Source organism: Streptomyces sp. NPDC101225 (assembly GCF_044767585.1).
Lineage (GTDB): Bacteria > Actinomycetota > Actinomycetes > Streptomycetales > Streptomycetaceae > Streptomyces.
Window position 1 is genome coordinate 312,839 of sequence record NZ_JBIWOE010000003.1, and the last position, 17,395, is coordinate 330,233.

A 17,395-nucleotide genomic window follows, 5' to 3' on the forward strand; every position below is an offset into this window, starting at 1 on the left:
ACGCCAGGTGAAGCAGGGGTAGCCTGCGTCTGCCTCAGAGGGCACGGAGAAGAGCGGGGCGGGAGGCCGACGGGGCGTGGCGAACGTGGAGCACAGCGGGCGACCGGCGGAAGCCTTCGGAGCGACGGCCGTGGGCGGCGTCAGAGGCCGCCTGCGCGCGGCGCGCCTGGGCCTGTGGCTGGTCGCGGCGGTCCTCGCCGTGCGCCAGGTGGCCGTCGTCCTCAGCACCCCGAGAGCCGAGCGGCTGACCGACCTGGAGACCTGGGTCGGACCGCACGGCGTCCTGCATGTGAAGGGGTCGCTCTACGACTCCACGCAGTTCACCGGCACACCGTTCGCGGGCCTCGTCCTCAAGCCCCTCACCCGCGCCGCCGAACAGGCCCTCGGCTGGGGCTGGACCTTCGGCACGCTGCTGCTGGTCGTCGCGCTCGGCCTGGTCGCGGCCCGTGCGCTGCCGCAGCCGGTGAGCCGGCGGACCTCGCTGCTGGCCGCGCCGGTCGCCGTCAGCCTGCTGATGCTGTCGCTGCCCGTGCGCAACGCGCTCTGGCTCGGCCAGATCAGCATCCTGCCGGTGCTGCTCGTCCTGGTCGGCTGCTTCATCGTCCGCGGGGAGCGCACCAGCGGCCTGCTCATCGGCGTCGCCGCCGCCCTGCAGCCGCCCGTGCTGCTCTTCGCGCCGCTGCTGTGGTTCACCGGCCGCCGCCGGGCCGCCGTCTCCGCCGCCGTCACGGCCGCCGCGTGCACCGCGCTCGCGTGGGCCGCGATGCCGGACGACTCGTACACCTACTGGGTGCACCACATGGCGGGCACCGGCCTGGGCGGACCGGCCGACGACCTCGCCAACCAGTCCCTGCACGGCGGCCTGCTGCGGCTGGGCCTGACCGGCCCGCTGGAGATCGCCCTCTTCTTCACGCTCGCCGCCGCGGTCGCCGTCCTCGGACTGCGCCGCGCCGTGCGCTACGCGCGCGACGGACAGCTCCTCCTCGCCGTCGCCCTCACCGGCTGCGCCGCGATCGCCGTCTCCCCGACCACCTGGCAGCACCAGCTGCTGTGGGTGCTGCTCGCGGTCGTCGGGCGGGTCGGCCGGCGGGCCTCGGACCGGTACGTGTGGCCGGTGGCCGTCGTGCTGGTGATGACGCTGCCCGCGAAGATGATCCTGCCGAACATGTCGGCGCTGTACACCCTGCGCGACGACATCGTCCTGCTCGCCGCCCTCCTCGCGGCGACCGCCGTGCCGTTCCTGTCCCGGACCTCGCCGTACTACCGCTCGCCGGTCCCGACCGACTACGCCGCCCCGGTGCCCGCGCGCTGGAGACGCGTCCCGCTGCTGCCGTTCCTGCGCCGGGTCCTCACCCGCCCGAACCTGCTGCTGGAGCTGCTGCTCATCCGTGTCACCTACGCCGCCTACCAGCAGGTCAGGCTCGCGGCGACCGGCGGCTCCAACGAGGCCGGGCGGGCGCGCGCCGAGCACCACGGCCACCAGATCCTCGACATCGAGCGCGCCCTGCACCTCGACATCGAGCACTGGGTCAACCACGCCGTGGTCAAGGTCGACTGGCTGCGCGGCTTCTTCGACTTCTACTACGAGTCCTTCCACTTCGTCGTCCCGCTGACCGTGCTCGCCGTCCTGTACTGGCGCCGCCCGGTCGACTACCGCTGGGCCCGCTCGTCCCTCGGCTTCGCCACCCTGCTGGCCCTGGTCGGCTTCTGGCTCTACCCGCTGGCCCCGCCGCGCCTGCTGCCCGGCCTCGGCATCATCGACACGGTCCACGGCGTCCAGGACTTCTCCAAGCCCGACTACGGCACCCTCACCGCGCTCACCAACCAGTACGCGGCGATGCCCTCGCTGCACTTCGGCTGGGCGCTGTGGTGCGGGGTGGTGATCGCCGTCATCGCGCCCAGGTGGTGGATGAAGGCGCTCGGCCTGCTGCACCCCTTCTTCACGGTCTCGGCGATCGTGGCCACCGGCAACCACTGGGTGCTGGACGCGGTGGGCGGCGCGGCGGTCGTGGGCGCGGGCTTCGGCCTCTCCTACCTGTTCCAGGGCCCGCGGGCGAGACTCGCCACGGCGACGGCCGCACGCCGGGAGGCCGCGGCCGAGAAGCAACCGACACCGAGCTGACAAGGGTGCCCCGCTTGCGGTGAAATGTGAGCGGAGGCGCCATGGACTGGGACGCACGGGTCGTACGAGGGCGGGCGGCCGCCCGCGCGCTGGCCTGGACCGACGCCTACGAGACACTGGGCGCGGCCGACGCCGAGCGGCCGCTGGCGACCGCCGACCTGGAGCTGCTCGCCGAGGCCGCGGACATGCTGGGCCGCTGCGGCGACGCGGTGGCGCTGCTGCGGCGCGCCTACCTCGCACACGCGGAGTCCGGGGCCGTCGGGCAGGCGCTGCGCTGCGGCTACTGGCTGTGCAAGGCGCTGGCCTGGAGCGGCGAGTTCGCGCAGTCGGGCGCCTGGCTGGCCCGCGCGCGGCGGCTGGCGGCGACGGAACCCGGCTGCCCGGAATGCGCGTACGTGGTGCTGCTGGAGGTCGAACTCCACCTGCGGGCAGGCGAGTTCACGCAGATGCTGGAGGCCCTGAAGCGTCTGCCCGAGGCGGCGTGCTCCGGCACGGACCGCGACCTCGCGGCCGGGGCGACGATGACGCGCGGCCTCGCGCTCGTCAGCAACGGCGACGTCGCCGCCGGGCTCGCCGAGCTCGACGACGCCATGATGACGGTCGCCGAGGGCGACGTCTCCGCACGCTGCACCGGGATGATCTACTGCGTGGTCATCGGAGCCTGCCAGGAGCTGCAGGAACTGCGCCGCGCCCAGGAGTGGACCGAGGCGCTGGCCGAGTGGTGCGCCGCCCAGCCCGACTTCACCGGCGCCTACCGCGGACTGTGCCGGGTGCACCGGGTCGCCCTGCTCCAGCTGGGCGGCGCCTGGCCGGACGCGGTCCGCGAGGCCCGTCTGGCCTGCGCCCAGCTGACCGCCGGCTACGGCCAGGGCGCGGCGGGCGGCGCCTTCTACCAGCTGGCCGAACTGCACCGGCTGCGCGGCGAGTTCGGCGAGGCCGAGCAGGCCTACCGCGACACCCTGCACCACGGCTGGGACGCCCAGCCGGGCCTCGCGCTGCTCTGGCTGGCCCGCGGCCGGCGCGAGGAGGCGACGGCGGCGATCCGGCGGGCCCTGGCGGAGACGAGGGAGCCGATGCGGCGGGCGCGGCTGCTGCCGGCCGCGGTGGAGATCCTGCTGGCGGATCCCGCGGAGGGCCCGCGCGGGGCGGAGCCGACCGCCGACGAGCTGCGCGTGATCGCCGCCGACCGCGCAACCGTGGCCCTGCGGGCCATGGCCGGGCAGGCGGCCGGCGCCGTACGGCTCGCCGGCGGCGCGGCCCGGGAGGCGCTGCCGCCGCTGCGGGAGGCCGGGCGGCTGTGGCGGGAGCTGGACGTGCCGTACGAGGCCGCGCGGGTCGGGGTGCTGGTGGGCCTCGCCTGCCGGGCACTCGGCGACGAGGGGTCGGCGGGGCTGGAGCTGGACGCGGCCCGGCAGGCGTTCGAGCGGCTGGGCGCGGGTCCGGACGCCACCCGGGTCCGGCGCCTCGCCGCGGGCACCGACGGGGCATCGCTCTCCCCCCTCTCCCCCCGCGAACTGGAGGTCGTCCGGCTGGTCGCCCGCGGCCGCAGCAACCACGCCATCGCCGCCGAACTGGTCCTCAGCGAGAAGACCGTCGCCCGTCACATCAGCAACATCTTCGCCAAGCTCGACGTCACCTCCCGCACGGCGGCCGCGGCGTACGCCTTCGAGCACGGACTGGTGGAGCGCGACGCTTCGGCCTAGCGGGCCTGGAGCCGTGCCTGCGTAGAACCACCCATGCGCCCGCCGCGCGGTTGGGCATTCCTGTCGATGCGTCCGGGGCCGCCCCGGGCCGAGCATCGACACGTGTCCGACGACCAGACCCCGCACAGCCTGCGCGAGCAGGTCCGCAGCGCACGGCTCCGGCTCGCCGACAGCGCCGCCGACCTCGGCACCCTGCTGCGGCTGCTGGGGGAGTACGCCGAGGCCGAGCGGCTGCTGCGGCAGGCGCTGGAGATCTACGAGGCCGACCGCGGGACACCTGCCGTTCACCACCGCACCACCGAGGAGCTGTCATGAGCACCGAGCGCATCGAGACCGTCGTCGTCGGCGGCGGTCAGGCGGGACTCGCGACCGGGTACCACCTGACCCGGCGGGGCCGCCCGTTCGTGATCCTGGACGCGGGCGAGCGCGTCGGCGACGCCTGGCGCGCCCGCTGGGACTCGTTGCGGCTGTTCAGCCCGGCGAAGTTCGACGGCCTGCCCGGCCTGCCGTATCCCGGCCCCGGCTGGGCCTTCCCGACCCGCGACGAGTTCGCCGACTACCTCCAGGCGTACGCGGCCTGGGCGGAACTCCCGGTGCGGACCCGGACCGCGGTGCGGCGAGTGTCGTGCGAAGGCGGCCGCTACGTCGTCGAGACGGACGGCGACCTGCGCTACGAGGCCGAGAACGTCGTGATCGCGGCCGGTTACGACCGGCTGCCGAAGACACCCGAGTACGCCGGCCGGCTCGCGCCGGACATCCGCCAGGTGCACGCGGTCGACTACCGCAACCCGGACCAGCTCCAGGACGGTCCCGCGCTGGTCGTCGGCGCCGGCAACTCGGGCGCGGACATCGCGCTCGAACTCGCCCGCACCCACCGCGTGCTGCTCTCCGGCCCGCACCCGGGACAGCTCCCCTGGCACATCGACCGGCGCCCCTCCCGCGTCCTGGCCCCCGTCCTCTTCTTCCTCTTCCGCCGCGTGTTCACCGTCCGCACGCCCGTCGGCCGCAAGCTCCGGCCGAAGGTCCTCGCGCACAGCGCGCCGCTGATCCGTGTGAAGTCCGCCGACCTGACGGCGGCGGGCGTCGAGCGCGTGGCGCGTACGACCGGCGTGCGCGACGGGCGCCCGGTGCTCGCCGACGGCACGGCGCCGGACGTCGCCAACGTGGTGTGGTGCACGGGCTTCCGGCCGAACACCTCGTGGATCGACCTGCCCGTCTTCGGCCCGGACGGCGAACCGGCCCAGCAGCGCGGCGTGCTGGAGGGGCAGCCGGGCCTGTACTTCGTCGGCCGGCTCTTCCAGTACGCGATGGCCTCGTCGATGATCCAGGGCGTGGGCCGGGACGCGGAGCACGTCGTACGGCATCTGGTGGCGCGTGCGACGCAGCGGCCGGCTCCCGCCGGGACAACGCCCCTTGACGCGCACGACCGTTCGTCGTCCGGGTGAGGCCCGCGACAGCGCGCGACGGGCCGGCGGCTCCGGGATGCCGCCGGCCCGAGTTCGTCAACCGGCCTGGACCTGAAGGTGCTTGACGCCGTTGATCCAGGCGGACCGCAGGCGGTCGGGGTCGCCGGTCAGGGTGAGGCCGGGCAGCGCGTCGGCGATGGCGTTGAAGATCAGGTCGATCTCCAGGACGGCCAGGGACTTGCCGAGGCAGTAGTGCGGGCCGCCGCCGCCGAAGCCGAGGTGGGGGTTGGGGTCGCGGAGGACGTCGAAGGTGCCGGGATCGGTGAAGACCTCGGGGTCGTGGTTGGCGGCGGCGTAGAAGATGCCCACCCGGTCGCCCTTCTTGATCCGCTTGCCGCCGAGTTCGAGGTCCTGGGTGGCGGTGCGCTGGAAGGCGTTGACGGGGGTCGCCCACCGGACGATCTCCTCGGCCGCCGTCTGCGGCCGCTCCCGCTTGTACAGCTCCCACTGGCCGGGGTGGGTCAGGAAGGCGTGCATGCCGTGGGTGATGGCGTTGCGGGTGGTCTCGTTGCCCGCGACCGAGAGCATCAGCACGAAGAAGCCGAACTCGTCGGAGTTCAGGTTGCCTTCGTCCTCCGCCGCCACCAGCGTCGTCACGATGTCCTTGGCCGGGCACCGCTTGCGGTCGGCGGCCATGTTCATGGCGTAGGCGATGAGTTCGGTGGCCGACTCGGCGCCGACCTCCTCGGTGATCGCGTACTCCGGATCGTCGTAGGAGATCATCTTGTTGGACCAGTCGAAGATCTTGGCCCGGTCGTCCTGCGGGATGCCGATGAGCTCGGCGATGGCCTGCAGGGGCAGTTCGCAGGCGACCTCGGTGACGAAGTCGAAGGTGCCGTCCTGGGCGCGGGCGTTGCGCGCGATGGCGTGGGCGCGGTCGCGCAGCCGTTCCTCCAGTGCCCTGATGGAGCGCGGGGTGAAGACGCGCTGCACGATCTGGCGGACGCGGGTGTGCTCCGGCGGGTCCATGTTGAGCAGGATCAGCCGCTGCATGTCGATCGCGTCGCGCTCGATGTGCTCGTTGAAGCGGATGATCGCCGTGTTCTGCCACGACGAGAACAACTCGGGGTGCGTGGACACGTACTTGACGTCCGCGTGCCGGGTGACGGCCCAGTACCCCTCGTCCCGGAAGCCGGCGACGTTGCCCGGCTGAGGGATCCAGCGGACCGGTTCGGCCCGCCGCAGCTCGGCGAACTCCGGCAGGGGCACGCGATGGTGCAGCAGGTCGGGATCGGTGAAGTCGAACCCTTCGGGGAGTGCTGGACAGGGCATGGGCGACTCCAGCCTGTGTTCTGACGCTCCATCAGGTTTGCCGTGAAGGTAATAACGGGTTCTACAAGAGGCAAGGGGTGCGTCGCCCCGAATTGCATGCACGACCCTTGCGGTTGTGGGCGTGAGGTCAGCAGACTGCATGCAGAACTAGAACACGTACTAGTTCAGCGTGGCGGGGCCGGCCGGGACGCCCCCGCGCCGCGCGGGTACCGGAGGAGAGGATCCCCCACCATGGCCGCGGAACCCGTGATCGTCGAAGCCGTACGCACCCCCGTCGGCAAGCGCGGTGGAGCGCTCGCCAACCTGCATCCCGCCTATCTCCTGGGTGAGACCTACCGTGAACTCCTCGGCCGCACCGGCATCCCCGCCGACGCGGTCGAGCAGATCGTCGGCGGCACGGTGACCCACGCCGGCGAGCAGTCCATGAACCCCGCGCGCACGGCCTGGCTCACCATGGGGCTGCCGTACGAGACCGCCGCGACGACGGTCGACTGCCAGTGCGGGTCCTCGCAGCAGGCCGCGCACATGACCGCCAACATGATCGCGGCGGGGGTCATCGACGTCGGGATCAGCTGCGGCGTCGAGGCGATGTCGCGGGTGCCGCTGGGGTCGGGGTCCAAGCACGGTCCCGGCAAGCCGTTCCCCGACGAGTGGAACGTCGACCTGCCCAACCAGTTCGAGGCGGCCGAGCGCATCGCCCGCCACCGCCACCTGAGCAGGGAGAACGTCGACTCCCTCGGCCTGATCTCGCAGGAACGGGCCGCCGTGGCCTGGGCCGAGGAGCGGTTCAAGAAGGAGACCTTCGCCGTCCAGGTGCCGACCACCGAGGACGAGCAGCGGGCCGGCCAGGGCATGTGGCGGCTCGTCGACCGCGACGAGGGGCTGCGCGACACGACGATGGAGGGCCTCGCGCGACTGAAGCCGGTCATGCCCACCGCCGTGCACACGGCGGGCAACTCCTCGCAGATCAGCGACGGCGCGGCCGCCATCATGTGGGCGTCGAAACGGATGGCGCGTGCGCTGAGGCTGAAGCCGCGGGCGCGGATCGTGGCCCAGGCGCTGGTGGGCGCCGACCCGCACTTCCATCTGGACGGCCCGATCGACGCGACGCGCGCGGTGCTCGGCAAGGCCGGGATGTCGCTCAAGGACATCGACGTCGTCGAGATCAACGAGGCCTTCGCCTCGGTGGTGCTGAGCTGGGCGCAGGTCTTCGGGCAGGACCTGGAGAAGGTCAACGTTAACGGCGGCGCGATCGCCCTCGGGCATCCGGTGGGTGCGACGGGAGCCCGACTGATCACCACCGCCCTGCACGAACTGGAGCGCGGCGACAAGGAGTTCGCGCTCATCACGATGTGCGCGGGCGGCGGCCTGGCGACGGGCACGATCCTCCAGCGGCTGCAGTGACCACTTGTCGGGCTTGACGCGAACTGATCAACTTGCCCCATGCTGATCAACGTCATCCTCCGCGCCCTGCCCTTCCACATCCGCGAACCGCTGATCCTCGCGATCTGCGCCTTCTTCTCCGGCCTGGCCTTCTACTGGTTCTTCACGGCAGGAGGCCTGGGCCGGGCCGGCATCGGCCTGCTGTTCCTCGCGGTCGGCGCGCTGCGCGCCTACGTCTTCCGCAAGGAGTGGAGATCCCGCAGAGCGGCGAAGGAAGGCGGCGCCGCACAGCGGGCGTAGGACCGGCTGCCCGGCGCGCCGGATCTCCGGCGTACCGGTCACCCGGTGTGGAGCGCGGCCAGGCGGGGCAGCCGGCGGGTCATCTCGCCGGAGTCGTGGAAGTCGAAGGACCAGGCCGGGTCCAGCGGCGGGTAGCTGACGCTGAAGGCGGCGGCGGGCAGCTGCTCGCCGGTCGCCGTCAGGTGCGCGCTCCACGCGATGCCGAGCACCTCCTCGCACTCCAGCTCCAGCCACTCGGCCGCCGCCGCCCGCACGGCGGGCAGTTCCGCGAGGGCGTCGGGGTCGGCCGTCACACGCTCGAAGAGCGGCCGGGTGTGGACGCTCGACGACGTGCGCGGCGGCAGCGGGACACTGCTCTGCCGGGCGGTCGCCGACGGCCACCGGAACCTGGCCGGGGACGGCGGGCCGGACCACCGGATCGCGGTCCAACTCGGCTGAGGCCGCACCGTGCAGCACACGGGGGCGCCGCTCACTCGCGGCCCGAGGCCAGCACCGCGAACAGCCCCGCCGCCCCGGCCGCGACGAGCAGCGGGATGCCGAGGCCGTGGTGGAGCACCAGCCACGCGCCCAGTCCGGCGCCCGCCGCCATCGCGACCACGGAGGCCGAGCGGCGGGGCGAGCGGCCTCCCGAGCCGCCGCCGGCGCGGGAGTCGGCGGCGAGGCCGGTCAGCGTCATGGTCAGGACCGTGGTCGTCAGATCGGCGACGCCCAGCTTGCGGACCGTGGCGTTGCGCAGGCCCATCGCGAAGGCGGTGAGGGCGATCAGGGCGTAGACCGTGGCCGCGGCGTGCGGGGCGGCGAAGGCGACGGCGGAGGCGCCCCCGACCAGGAGCGCCTCCGCGGCGAGGACGGACCGCGCCCAGGTGCGCCGCGAGCCCTCGGCCCGCAGGCGCCCGAACCGTCCGCCCGTCGCCGCGCCCAGCAGGAAGCACAGCAGCGAGGTCGCGGTGTGCCGCACCGTGAAGCCCGGGGCGCCGGCCGCGGCGAAGCCCAGCACCACCACGTTGCCGGTCATGTTGGCGGTGAAGACGTGCCTGAGCCCGAGGTAACTCACCGCGTCGATCAGCCCGCTGACCACGGTCAGCCCCAACAGGACGACCACCAGCCGCAGTCCGCGTGCCTCCCGCCCCGGATCGCCCGCACGGGCGTCGGTGCTCTGCTCGGCCATGGCCACTCCGGTGGGCGGTAGGGACGCGGTGCGCCCCAGTCCACCACGCGGGCGGGGGACGTTCGGACGTCGGCGCGCGGGTCGCGTACGCGGCGTCCACGGCAGGAGCGGCGGGACACCCACATGCCCGGAAGGCGGGATCAGTTGGCAGGCGCGGCGGGGGCTCTGTCACCCCGGTGGCCGACCACGACGCCGCACGGGCACCGGCGGGCCCACTGGCGACGCCCGGACGTGCGGGCGCACCCTCGCCCCGTGCGGGGTGAGGGTGCGCGTGGTGGGCCAGGGGGACGTGGACCACTTCGGTTCGCTCGCCGTGCCGGCGCCGCGGGTGGTGCGGTTCTCCGGCCGGGTGGGCCGATCAGTACCAGCCGTGGGCCTGCCAGAAGGACCAGGCGCCGACCGGGCTGCCGTAGCGGGAGTTCATGTAGTTCAGACCCCACTTGATCTGGGTCTTGGCGTTGGTCTTCCAGTCCGAACCGGCGCTGGCCATCTTCGAGCCCGGCAGGGCCTGGACCAGGCCGTAGGCGCCGGAGGAGGAGTTGGTCGCGGTGACGTTCCAGCCGCTCTCATGCTCGACGATCTTGCTGAAGGCGTTGTACTGCGCGGCGCTCGGGATCAGCTGGTGCGCGATCGACCTGGCCTCGGTGGCCGAGTTGGCGGTCGCGGCGTGGGCGGGAGCCGCGGTCAGCACCAGGCCGGCGGTGGCGGCGGCCACGGCGGCGGAGGCGAGGGCCTTCTTCGGGGACGAGAACGGGCGGACGATGCGGGACACAGTCACGAGGAACCTTTTCTTCGGGGACAGGGTGTCGCCCGCACGCCGGAGCATGCGGCGGCGCCGAGGCCCAGGGGGCACGTCGGCGCCGTGCGACGTCGTCCAGAGAAACAGGCTCGGCAGGCGTCCGCAATGCCCCCTTTTACTAGTTGTGGTCGCATCTGGGGGTGCTGAGGTTCGTGTGATCTGACTCTCAAGGTGCAGGTCGGAGGCTATTTTGGCGTGAGCATGGCGTCCGAAATGCACTACTAGGGAGAATAGTGAGTGACGTGAGTCATGTGGGGCGGTTCACCGTTCAACGGGGTTCGAATGTGACCGCGGTCTCGAAGGCGGCCCGGCGGGTGGCTCTGCGGAGCGCCTTGAGCACGGCGGGGCCCAGCGCGAGGGTCAGCACCACCGTGACCAGGGCCCGGCCCAGGTCCCAGCCCAGCGAGGTGGCCGCGCAGTACGCGACGAAACGGGCCAGGTTGGCGGGGACGGCCGCATGCGGGTCGAAGGCGATCCCGGAGGCGAGGGCGCCCATGAAGGGCCAGCCGGCCAGGTTCATGACCGTGCCGTAGGCGAACGCGGCCACGAAGCCGTAGACGGCGAGCAGCCCGATCTCACCGCGTCCGCGCAGCCGGTCCGGGCCCGGCAGCAGGCCCGCGCCCATGGTGAACCAGCCCATCGCCAGCATCTGGAACGGCATCCACGGGCCGACCCCGCCCGTCAGCAGGGACGAGGCGAACATCGTGAGCGAGCCCAGGGTGAAGCCGAAGCCCGGGCCCAGGACCCGGCCGCTCAGCACCATCAGGAAGAACATCGGCTCGATGCCCGCGGTCCCGGCACCGATCGGGCGCAGGGCGGCGCCGGCCGCCGCGAGCACGCCGAGCATGGCGACGGCCTTCGGGCCCAGCCCCGACTCGGCGATGGTCGCCGCCACGACGGCGACCAGCAGGACCAGCAGGCCGGCGAAGAGCCAGGGCGCGTCCTGGGCGTGGGCGCCGAGCGTCGAGGTGGGCGGGGCGAGGAAGGGCCAGCCGAAGGCCGCGACGCCGATGGCGCCCACGAGGGCGAGGGCGGCGACGGAGCGGGGGCCGAGGCGGACGGCCCTGGCCCGGGTGGCCGCCGTCCCGGCGTGGACGGCGTCGTCGGCCTGCGTGGTCATGCCAGTGCCTCCCGCACCTGTGCGACGGTGAGCCACTCCTGCGGGGCGAGGATCTTGGTGACCTGCGGCGCGAAGGAGGGGGAGGAGACGACGACCTCGGCGGTGGGGCCGTCGGCGATCACCTCGCCCTCCGCGAGCAGGACCACCCGGTGGGCGAGTTCGGCGGCCAGTTCCACGTCGTGCGTGGCGAGGACGATCGCGTGGCCGTCGGCGGCGAGGGCACGCAGCAGCGCGACGAGGCGGGCCTTGGCCGCGTAGTCCAGGCCGCGCGTCGGTTCGTCGAGGAGGAGCAGCGGCGGGCTCGCCGTGAGGACGACCGCGAGTGCGAGGGTGAGGCGCTGGCCCTCGGAGAGGTCGCGCGGATGCGTGCCGTCGGGGATGCCGGGGAGCAGCTTCGACACCAGGGCGCGGCAGGTGCCGGGTGCGGCCCGGGCGTCGCGGTCGGCGGCGGCGCATTCGGCTGCGACGGTGTCCGCGCAGAGCAGGTCGCGGGGCTCCTGGGGGACGAGGCCCACGCGGCGTACGAGATCCTTGGGGGCCGTGCGGTGGGGGGTGACGCCGGCGGCCAGGACCGCGCCGGTGGTGGGGGCGACCAGGCCCACGAGGGTGTTGAGCAGGGTGGATTTGCCGGCGCCGTTGCGGCCCATGAGGGCGACGGTCTCGCCGGGGGCGACGGTGAGGTCCACGTCGCGCAGGGCCTGCACGGCGAAACGGCGGACCGAGAGGGAGCGGACCTCGGCCGCGAACCGCGCGGCCGGGCCCACCGGCGTCTTCCTGCGGAAGCGGCGCGGGGAGGGGGCGGGAGCGGGGGGCCGTACCGCGGCGGCGGGTTCGCGGGGTGCCGCGGTCAGCCCGGACAGGCGCTCGCGGAAGGCGCCGGCCCGGCGGCGCGCGTCCCGGACCGTCAGGGGCAGCGGGGACCAGCCGGCCAGCCGGCCCAGGGCCACCACCGGCGGGAACACCGGTGACACGGCCATCATCTCGGCCGGGGTGCCGAGCCGGGGCGGCGCTCCCGGCGACGGCATCAGGGCGACCCGGTCCGCGTACTGGACGACCCGTTCCAGGCGGTGCTCGGCCATCAGGATCGTCGTGCCCAGGTCGTGGACCAGGCGCTGCAGGACGGCGAGGACCTCTTCCGCGGCGGCCGGGTCCAGGGCGGACGTCGGTTCGTCGAGGACCAGGACCCTGGGGTGCGGGGTGAGGACCGAGCCGATCGCCACCCGCTGCTGCTGGCCGCCGGAGAGGGTGCCGAGGGAGCGGTGGCGCAGGTCGGCCAGGCCCAGCAGATCGAGGGTCTCCTCGACACGGCGGCGCATCACGTCCGGCGCGAGGCCCAGCGACTCCATGCCGTAGGCGAGTTCGTCCTCGACCGTGTCCGTCACGAAGTGGGAGAGCGGGTCCTGGCCCACCGTGCCCACGACGTCGGCGAGTTCGCGCGGCTTGTGCGTACGGGTGTCGCGGCCCGCGACCGTGACGCGCCCGCGCAGGGTGCCGCCCGTGAAGTGCGGCACCAGGCCGCTGACCGTGCCCAGGACCGTGGACTTGCCGACTCCCGACGGGCCGACCAGGAGCACGAGTTCGCCCTCGGGGACCTCGAGGTCGACGCCCCGCACGGTGGCTTCGGCCGCGCCGTCGTACGTCACGGAGACATCCTCGAAGCGGATCACGACGGCTCCTTGGGGGCGACGAGGGCGGGCAGCAGACCGAGGAGGACGGCCGCGGCCGGCCACAGCGGGAGGGCGGGGGCGGTGAGCGGGACGACGCCCGGGTGCAGCGCCGGGTCGTCCGCCGCGGCGAGGGTGAGCAGCGCGGCGACCGCGCCGCCGGAGCCGGCGACCAGCCAGGCGCGGGCGTCCCAGCGGTCCGGGCGGTAGCGCGTGCGCAGGCTGCGGCGGCCGCCCAGCCGCAGGCCGGCCAGGGCCGCGGCGACCCCGGCCAGCAGCAGGGGCAGGCCGTAGGTGCCGCCTTCGGCGGTGAGCAGCCCGTACGTTCCCGCGCAGACGCCGAGCAGGCCGCCGAGGGTGAGGGCGGCGGTGGTGCGGCGGACGGCGGGCGGGACGTCGGCGGTGCGGCCGTAGCCGCGGGCGTCCATCGCGGCGGCCAGCGCGACCGAACGCTCCAACGCGCCCTCCAGGACCGGCAGTCCCACGTGCAGCAGGCCGCGCACGCCGCTGTCGGGCCGGCCGCGCAGCCGGCGGGCGGCACGCAGGCGCTGGACGTCGGCGATCAGGTGCGGGGCGAAGGTGAGGGCGACGACGACGGCGACGCCGGTCTCGTACAGCGCGCCCGGCAGGGACTTCAGCAGACGGGAGGGGTTGGCGAGGGAGTTCGCGGCGCCGACGCAGATCAGGAGCGTGGCCAGCTTCAGGCCGTCGTAGAGGGCGAAGACGAGCGACTCGGCGGTGACCCGTCCGCCCAGGCGGATGCCCTGCGCCCAGTGCGGGAGGGGGATTTCGGGGAGGGTGAGCAGGACGTGCGTGCCGGGGACGGGGGAGCCGAGGGCCACCGCGAAGAAGAGGCGGACGACGAGGACGGCGAGGGCGAGCTTGAGGAACGCGGCGTAGGAACGGGCCCAGGGGGCGCGGGAGCGGCAGGTGACCACGACGTAGGCGGACGTCGCGGTGAGCAGGGCGAGCACCAGGGGGTTGGTGGTGCGGGTGGCCGCGGTGCCGAGACCGAGCGCCCAGAGCCACCAGGCACCCGGGTGCAGCGCCGCCGGCCGGCCAGGGCGTGTGTCGAAGGTCCCGCCCGCCCGGCCGCGCCTGGCACGCTCGCTCGCCGCGTGGTCGGCATCACCCCGATCCATCCGGTGTCGGGGCGGCTCTCCGCCGTGCGATCGCAGGCACAGGACGCCGCCGGGCCCGCCCTGCGGGCGGACGACGCTCCTGTCGAAACAGGCCCTAGCCATTTCGGCGTCGCCGTGCCTGCCACACCGCCGCCGCGCCCAGCAGCGCGACCGCGCCCGCGCCGGCGAACAGGCCCACGGACGGGCCGCCGTCGCCCTTCGCCGCCTGCCGCGTCGTCGTGGGGGCGGCAGACGGCTGACTGTCGCTCCCGACCTGCTCGCCGCACCCCGTCCGCGGATACCCGGCGATCGCGCACAGCAGGGCGTTGCTGTCGTAGCGCAGCGGCTTGGCCACCGCGGCCAGGGCGTCGGCCGTCGTGCCGTCGGCCGGTATCCGCGCGCAGGCCGTGCGCCCGGCCGGCGGCGTCTCGCCGGACGGGGCGTCCGCCGTCGTGCCGAAGTCGAGGACGAGCGCCACGCGCTTCGTGCCCTCCTGAGCCGGTGTCCGCGCGCAGATCGCCGGGAACGACGTCGTCCCGCGCGGCTTCGACCCGTCGCCCGAGTCCTCGCTCACCGAGAAGCGGAAGCCCTGGACGTCGCCGTCGGAGGGGCGGGCGGTGGCGGGGCCCTGGGTGGCGTAGGTCCAGCGGCCGGCGGTGAGGTCCCAGAAGGACCAGTAGCGGTAGCCGGTGGCGTGGGCCTGGCCGGTGGCGGTCAGCACCGGCAGCAGCGCGGCGAGCAGGACGGCGCAGCGGCGGAGCACGGCCGTCACCTCTTGTTGCGGGCGCTGAGCAGGAAGCCGAAGCCGATCCCGGCGACGAGGAAGACGCCGACGATCCACCAGGCGCCGAAGCCGGAGTTGGAGCCCGCGTCGTCCTGCTGGTCCGAGGCCTTGCCGGAGGCGGGCGTGGCGCTGGGGACGGCGGTGGCGGCCGGCTTCGGGCCCGTCGCGTCGAGGAGGCGCACCAGGTCCTGGCCGCCGAAGTCGTGCACGTCGGCGCCGTACGCCTTGGCGGCGAGGATCAGTTCGGCGTACGCGGCCGGTCCGGCCTGCCTGGCCCACGGCCCGGCGTTCGCCTCCAGCCAGCGCACGGCACCGGCCGCCTCGTGACCCTGGCCGACGGTCGCCAGGGCGAGGACGGCGTCGGCCGTGTTGCCGTAGTCGGGCTGGGGCTTGGCGCCGGGCAGCGCCGTGGTCAGGTGGTGGTTCCCGGCCAGGGCCCTGGTGAGGTACGCGGCGCCGTTCTGCGCGGCCTGTCCGGGGGTGCCGGCGGCCTTGCACGACGCGGCGGCTCCGGCCGGCATCTCGGGCGACCCGGTCAGGCCCTTGCCGACCGCCCCGACCACGGCCGCCGCGGTCGCGTCGGCGTTGGCGGCGAGCTTGCCCTTCTTGTCCGGCTGGAACGCGAAGGCGCCCGCGTCCTTGCCGTCGCAGGGGAGCGCGAACGTCAGCAGGGCGTCGTAGGGGGACTTGCCGCCCTTGCTGACCTGCGTGGGCTTCTCGCCGGCGGCGGCGAGCGCGCCGATGACGACGGCGGTCGAGTTGGCGTCGCTCGGCCCGGCCGCCGAGTAGCCCCAGCCGCCGTCCTTGTTCTGCACGGACTTCAGCCAGGTGACCGCCTCGCCGGTGGCGGCGCCGTGGCCGCCGAGCGCGGCGAGGGCCTGGACGGCGGCGGCCGTGCTGTTGGTGTCCGCCATGACCTTGGCGTCGCAGGCCGCGGTGGGGTCCGCGCGGAACGGCGCGAACGACCCGTCGGCGCACTGCTGCCCCGCCAGCCAGTCCACGGCCTTCGCCGCCGGTGTCACACCCACCTCGTGCTGGGCGAGCAGCGCCAGCGACTGGCGCCAGACGCCGTCGTACTGCGGGTCGGCGGTGCCGTACAGACCGGCGGGCAGCGCGGCCGACGGCGACGGCGAGGGGGATGCGGCGACGGCGGGCGCGGCCGCGCCGATCACGGCGATGGCGGCCAGGGCCGCTGCGCTGCGGCGGACGACGTTCATGATCGGCGGGTGCCTCTCCTGCGGGAGCGGGCGGCACGGGGACACCCCGGGCGGCTCGGCTCCGTATGCCTCGACGGTGCGGTGCGCCGGCGGGCTGCCGACACAGGTGAGCCGGTCACGACCGTACGGAGCAGTCCGGCCGGCCGCCCTGGGCGGGCGGTTCACGGTGGGGGTACCTCCCAGGCCCTCAAGGCACTGGGGGAGGGTCAGCGCCGGAATTGCACCGGCTTCCCCCCGTACGGGTGTGATGGCGACCCGGCCACTCTACCGGCCCGTCGAACAGGGCTGAGAGCCGCCTGTGGACGGGCGGCGTGGCAGGCCGGCGAAGCCGGCCTCAGATCGTCCGGCGGGTCACCGTCATGATCCGGGCCGGTGCCTCGGCCGGCTGGCACAGGACCAGGGCCAGGTCGTCGGCGCGGCGGACACCGGCGTGCGCGACGACCCGGGCGTAGAGGGAGTCGAGCGCGTCGTCGGGCAGCGGCTCGCGCAGCGCGCGGGTGACCTCGGGCAGGAACGGGAAGGGGGTGCCGTCGGCGGAGCGGGCGTCGGTGAGCCCGTCGGTGTAGAGGAGCAGCCGGTCGCCGGGCTGGAGGTGGAAGCGGTACTGGCGCGGGTCGGGGTCCAGCCCCAACGGCGGCACCGGCACCCGGGGTTCGAGCAGCTCCACGCGCTGCCCGGCGCGCAGCGGGGCCGGGTGTCCGCAGTTGACCAGGCGGACCTCGCCGGGGGCGAACTCGGCGAGCACCGCGGTGACGAAGTCCTCGGGTTCGAGCTCCGGGGCGAGCCGCCGGTCGAGGTGGGTGACGAGCGTGGGCAGGTCGGGTGCGGTGTAGGCCAGTTCGCGGAAGGCGGCGATCGTCGCCGCGGTCAGCCGCAGGGCCTCCAGCCCGTGCCCGCGCACGTCGCCGACCAGGAGCCGGAGGCCGTACGGCGTCACCGCCACGTCGTACAGATCGCCGCCGATGGCCGACTCGGAGCCGGCGCAGTGGTAGCGGGTGCACACGTGCGTGCCGGCCAGGTCGCGGGAGAGGGGGCGCAGGATCAGGTGCTGGGTGCTCCGGGCCACGTCCCGGGCCTGGGCGAGGGCCGCCTCCAGGGCGAGCAGGGTGCGCCTGACGTTCAGCCAGAGGACGGCGAGAAGCGCTCCGATCAGGATCGGTGCGATCGGAAGTGTGTGCATGGCATTCATCGCGTTGCCCTTGCCACCCTCTCTGCTGTCCCCGCACGACGATGTCCGAATATCTCCCTTCCGTCGCGCGCCGACATGGACTTGAGC

At 74.2% G+C, this 17,395-nt stretch carries 17 protein-coding genes; 7 read left to right on the forward strand and 10 right to left on the reverse strand.

Annotated features, from left to right (window positions below):
- Nucleotides 1–76: 76 nt before the first annotated feature.
- The 4 genes from ACIRPX_RS06300 (at nt 77) to ACIRPX_RS06315 (ending at nt 5,270) form a co-directional block, all read left to right on the forward strand.
- Complete coding sequence (locus ACIRPX_RS06300; protein ID WP_404189001.1) at nt 77–2,122, forward strand: bifunctional glycosyltransferase 87/phosphatase PAP2 family protein; 2,046 nt, start codon at nt 77–79, stop codon at nt 2,120–2,122.
- 41 nt (nt 2,123–2,163) lie between these two features.
- Complete coding sequence (locus ACIRPX_RS06305; RefSeq protein ID WP_404189004.1) at nt 2,164–3,825, forward strand: LuxR C-terminal-related transcriptional regulator; 1,662 nt, start codon at nt 2,164–2,166, stop codon at nt 3,823–3,825.
- A gap of 102 nt (nt 3,826–3,927) precedes the next feature.
- Nucleotides 3,928–4,140 carry a tetratricopeptide repeat protein gene (locus ACIRPX_RS06310; RefSeq protein WP_404189007.1) on the forward strand — a complete coding sequence of 71 codons (213 nt, stop codon included), beginning with the start codon at nt 3,928–3,930 and terminating at the stop codon, nt 4,138–4,140.
- Nucleotides 4,137–5,270, forward strand: a complete 1,134-nt coding sequence (locus ACIRPX_RS06315; protein WP_404189010.1) for a flavin-containing monooxygenase — start codon at nt 4,137–4,139, stop codon at nt 5,268–5,270. Before ACIRPX_RS06310 ends, ACIRPX_RS06315 begins: the two co-directional genes overlap by 4 nt.
- 57 nt (nt 5,271–5,327) lie before the next feature.
- On the opposite strand, the gene ACIRPX_RS06320 is transcribed toward ACIRPX_RS06315, so the two are convergent.
- Nucleotides 5,328–6,563, reverse strand: coding sequence for a cytochrome P450 (locus tag ACIRPX_RS06320; RefSeq protein ID WP_404189013.1), 1,236 nt, complete (start codon nt 6,561–6,563; stop codon nt 5,328–5,330).
- 231 nt (nt 6,564–6,794) lie between these two features.
- Here ACIRPX_RS06320 and ACIRPX_RS06325 point away from each other — a divergent pair, with 231 nt between their 5' ends.
- Both ACIRPX_RS06325 and ACIRPX_RS06330 read left to right on the forward strand, forming a co-directional pair.
- Complete coding sequence (locus tag ACIRPX_RS06325) at nt 6,795–7,967, forward strand: steroid 3-ketoacyl-CoA thiolase (protein ID WP_404189015.1); 1,173 nt, start codon at nt 6,795–6,797, stop codon at nt 7,965–7,967.
- A 39-nt stretch (nt 7,968–8,006) separates the two neighbouring features.
- Complete coding sequence (locus tag ACIRPX_RS06330; RefSeq protein ID WP_404189018.1) at nt 8,007–8,246, forward strand: hypothetical protein; 240 nt, start codon at nt 8,007–8,009, stop codon at nt 8,244–8,246.
- A gap of 38 nt (nt 8,247–8,284) precedes the next feature.
- Here the strand turns inward: ACIRPX_RS06330 and ACIRPX_RS06335 are convergent, their stop codons facing one another.
- Nucleotides 8,285–8,539, reverse strand: coding sequence for a hypothetical protein (locus tag ACIRPX_RS06335; protein ID WP_404189020.1), 255 nt, complete (start codon nt 8,537–8,539; stop codon nt 8,285–8,287).
- Between the two features lie 19 nt (nt 8,540–8,558).
- On the opposite strand from ACIRPX_RS06335, the gene ACIRPX_RS06340 reads away from it, so the two are divergent.
- Nucleotides 8,559–8,684, forward strand: a complete 126-nt coding sequence (locus ACIRPX_RS06340; protein WP_404189022.1) for a hypothetical protein — start codon at nt 8,559–8,561, stop codon at nt 8,682–8,684.
- Nucleotides 8,685–8,715: 31 nt separating this feature from the next.
- Here the strand turns inward: ACIRPX_RS06340 and ACIRPX_RS06345 are convergent, their stop codons facing one another.
- The 8 genes from ACIRPX_RS06345 to ACIRPX_RS06380 all read right to left on the reverse strand — a co-directional run bounded on the left by ACIRPX_RS06345 (nt 8,716) and on the right by ACIRPX_RS06380 (nt 17,299).
- Nucleotides 8,716–9,414: a YoaK family protein gene (locus ACIRPX_RS06345; protein ID WP_404189025.1), complete on the reverse strand. Its 699-nt coding sequence runs from the start codon at nt 9,412–9,414 to the stop codon at nt 8,716–8,718.
- 358 nt (nt 9,415–9,772) lie between these two features.
- Nucleotides 9,773–10,192: a transglycosylase SLT domain-containing protein gene (locus ACIRPX_RS06350; protein WP_404189027.1), complete on the reverse strand. Its 420-nt coding sequence runs from the start codon at nt 10,190–10,192 to the stop codon at nt 9,773–9,775.
- Between the two features lie 289 nt (nt 10,193–10,481).
- Nucleotides 10,482–11,333, reverse strand: a complete 852-nt coding sequence (locus ACIRPX_RS06355; protein WP_404189030.1) for an ECF transporter S component — start codon at nt 11,331–11,333, stop codon at nt 10,482–10,484.
- On the reverse strand, nt 11,330–13,000 hold the full coding sequence (locus ACIRPX_RS06360; RefSeq protein WP_404189032.1) for an ABC transporter ATP-binding protein: 1,671 nt from the start codon (nt 12,998–13,000) through the stop codon (nt 11,330–11,332). Before ACIRPX_RS06360 ends, ACIRPX_RS06355 begins: the two co-directional genes overlap by 4 nt.
- Nucleotides 12,997–14,139 (reverse strand): energy-coupling factor transporter transmembrane component T, encoded by a 1,143-nt coding sequence (locus ACIRPX_RS06365; protein WP_404189035.1) that lies wholly within the window; start codon nt 14,137–14,139, stop codon nt 12,997–12,999. Before ACIRPX_RS06365 ends, ACIRPX_RS06360 begins: the two co-directional genes overlap by 4 nt.
- A 94-nt stretch (nt 14,140–14,233) precedes the next feature.
- Entirely contained in the window at nt 14,234–14,881 is a 648-nt protein-coding gene (locus tag ACIRPX_RS06370) for an SCO2322 family protein (RefSeq protein ID WP_404189038.1), read from the reverse strand.
- Between the two features lie 5 nt (nt 14,882–14,886).
- Nucleotides 14,887–16,119, reverse strand: coding sequence for a prenyltransferase/squalene oxidase repeat-containing protein (locus ACIRPX_RS06375; RefSeq protein ID WP_404189041.1), 1,233 nt, complete (start codon nt 16,117–16,119; stop codon nt 14,887–14,889).
- Nucleotides 16,120–16,453: 334 nt separating this feature from the next.
- A complete protein-coding gene (locus ACIRPX_RS06380) occupies nt 16,454–17,299 on the reverse strand; it encodes a PP2C family protein-serine/threonine phosphatase (RefSeq protein WP_404189044.1) in 846 nt (281 codons plus the stop codon).
- Between the last annotated feature and the right edge of the window lie 96 nt (nt 17,300–17,395).

What these genes read in the sequence shown, in the direction of transcription:
- ACIRPX_RS06315 (WP_404189010.1), top strand. Translation starts at nt 4,137, where the DNA reads ATGAGCACCGAGCGCATCGAGACCGTCGTCGTCGGCGGCGGTCAGGCG.
- ACIRPX_RS06345 (WP_404189025.1), bottom strand. Translation starts at nt 9,414, where the DNA reads ATGGCCGAGCAGAGCACCGACGCCCGTGCGGGCGATCCGGGGCGGGAG.
- ACIRPX_RS06365 (WP_404189035.1), bottom strand. Translation starts at nt 14,139, where the DNA reads ATGGATCGGGGTGATGCCGACCACGCGGCGAGCGAGCGTGCCAGGCGC.
- ACIRPX_RS06380 (WP_404189044.1), bottom strand. Translation starts at nt 17,299, where the DNA reads ATGCACACACTTCCGATCGCACCGATCCTGATCGGAGCGCTTCTCGCC.
- ACIRPX_RS06320 (WP_404189013.1), bottom strand. Translation starts at nt 6,563, where the DNA reads ATGCCCTGTCCAGCACTCCCCGAAGGGTTCGACTTCACCGATCCCGAC.
- ACIRPX_RS06325 (WP_404189015.1), top strand. Translation starts at nt 6,795, where the DNA reads ATGGCCGCGGAACCCGTGATCGTCGAAGCCGTACGCACCCCCGTCGGC.
- ACIRPX_RS06375 (WP_404189041.1), bottom strand. Translation starts at nt 16,119, where the DNA reads ATGAACGTCGTCCGCCGCAGCGCAGCGGCCCTGGCCGCCATCGCCGTG.
- ACIRPX_RS06305 (WP_404189004.1), top strand. Translation starts at nt 2,164, where the DNA reads ATGGACTGGGACGCACGGGTCGTACGAGGGCGGGCGGCCGCCCGCGCG.
- ACIRPX_RS06330 (WP_404189018.1), top strand. Translation starts at nt 8,007, where the DNA reads ATGCTGATCAACGTCATCCTCCGCGCCCTGCCCTTCCACATCCGCGAA.
- ACIRPX_RS06355 (WP_404189030.1), bottom strand. Translation starts at nt 11,333, where the DNA reads ATGACCACGCAGGCCGACGACGCCGTCCACGCCGGGACGGCGGCCACC.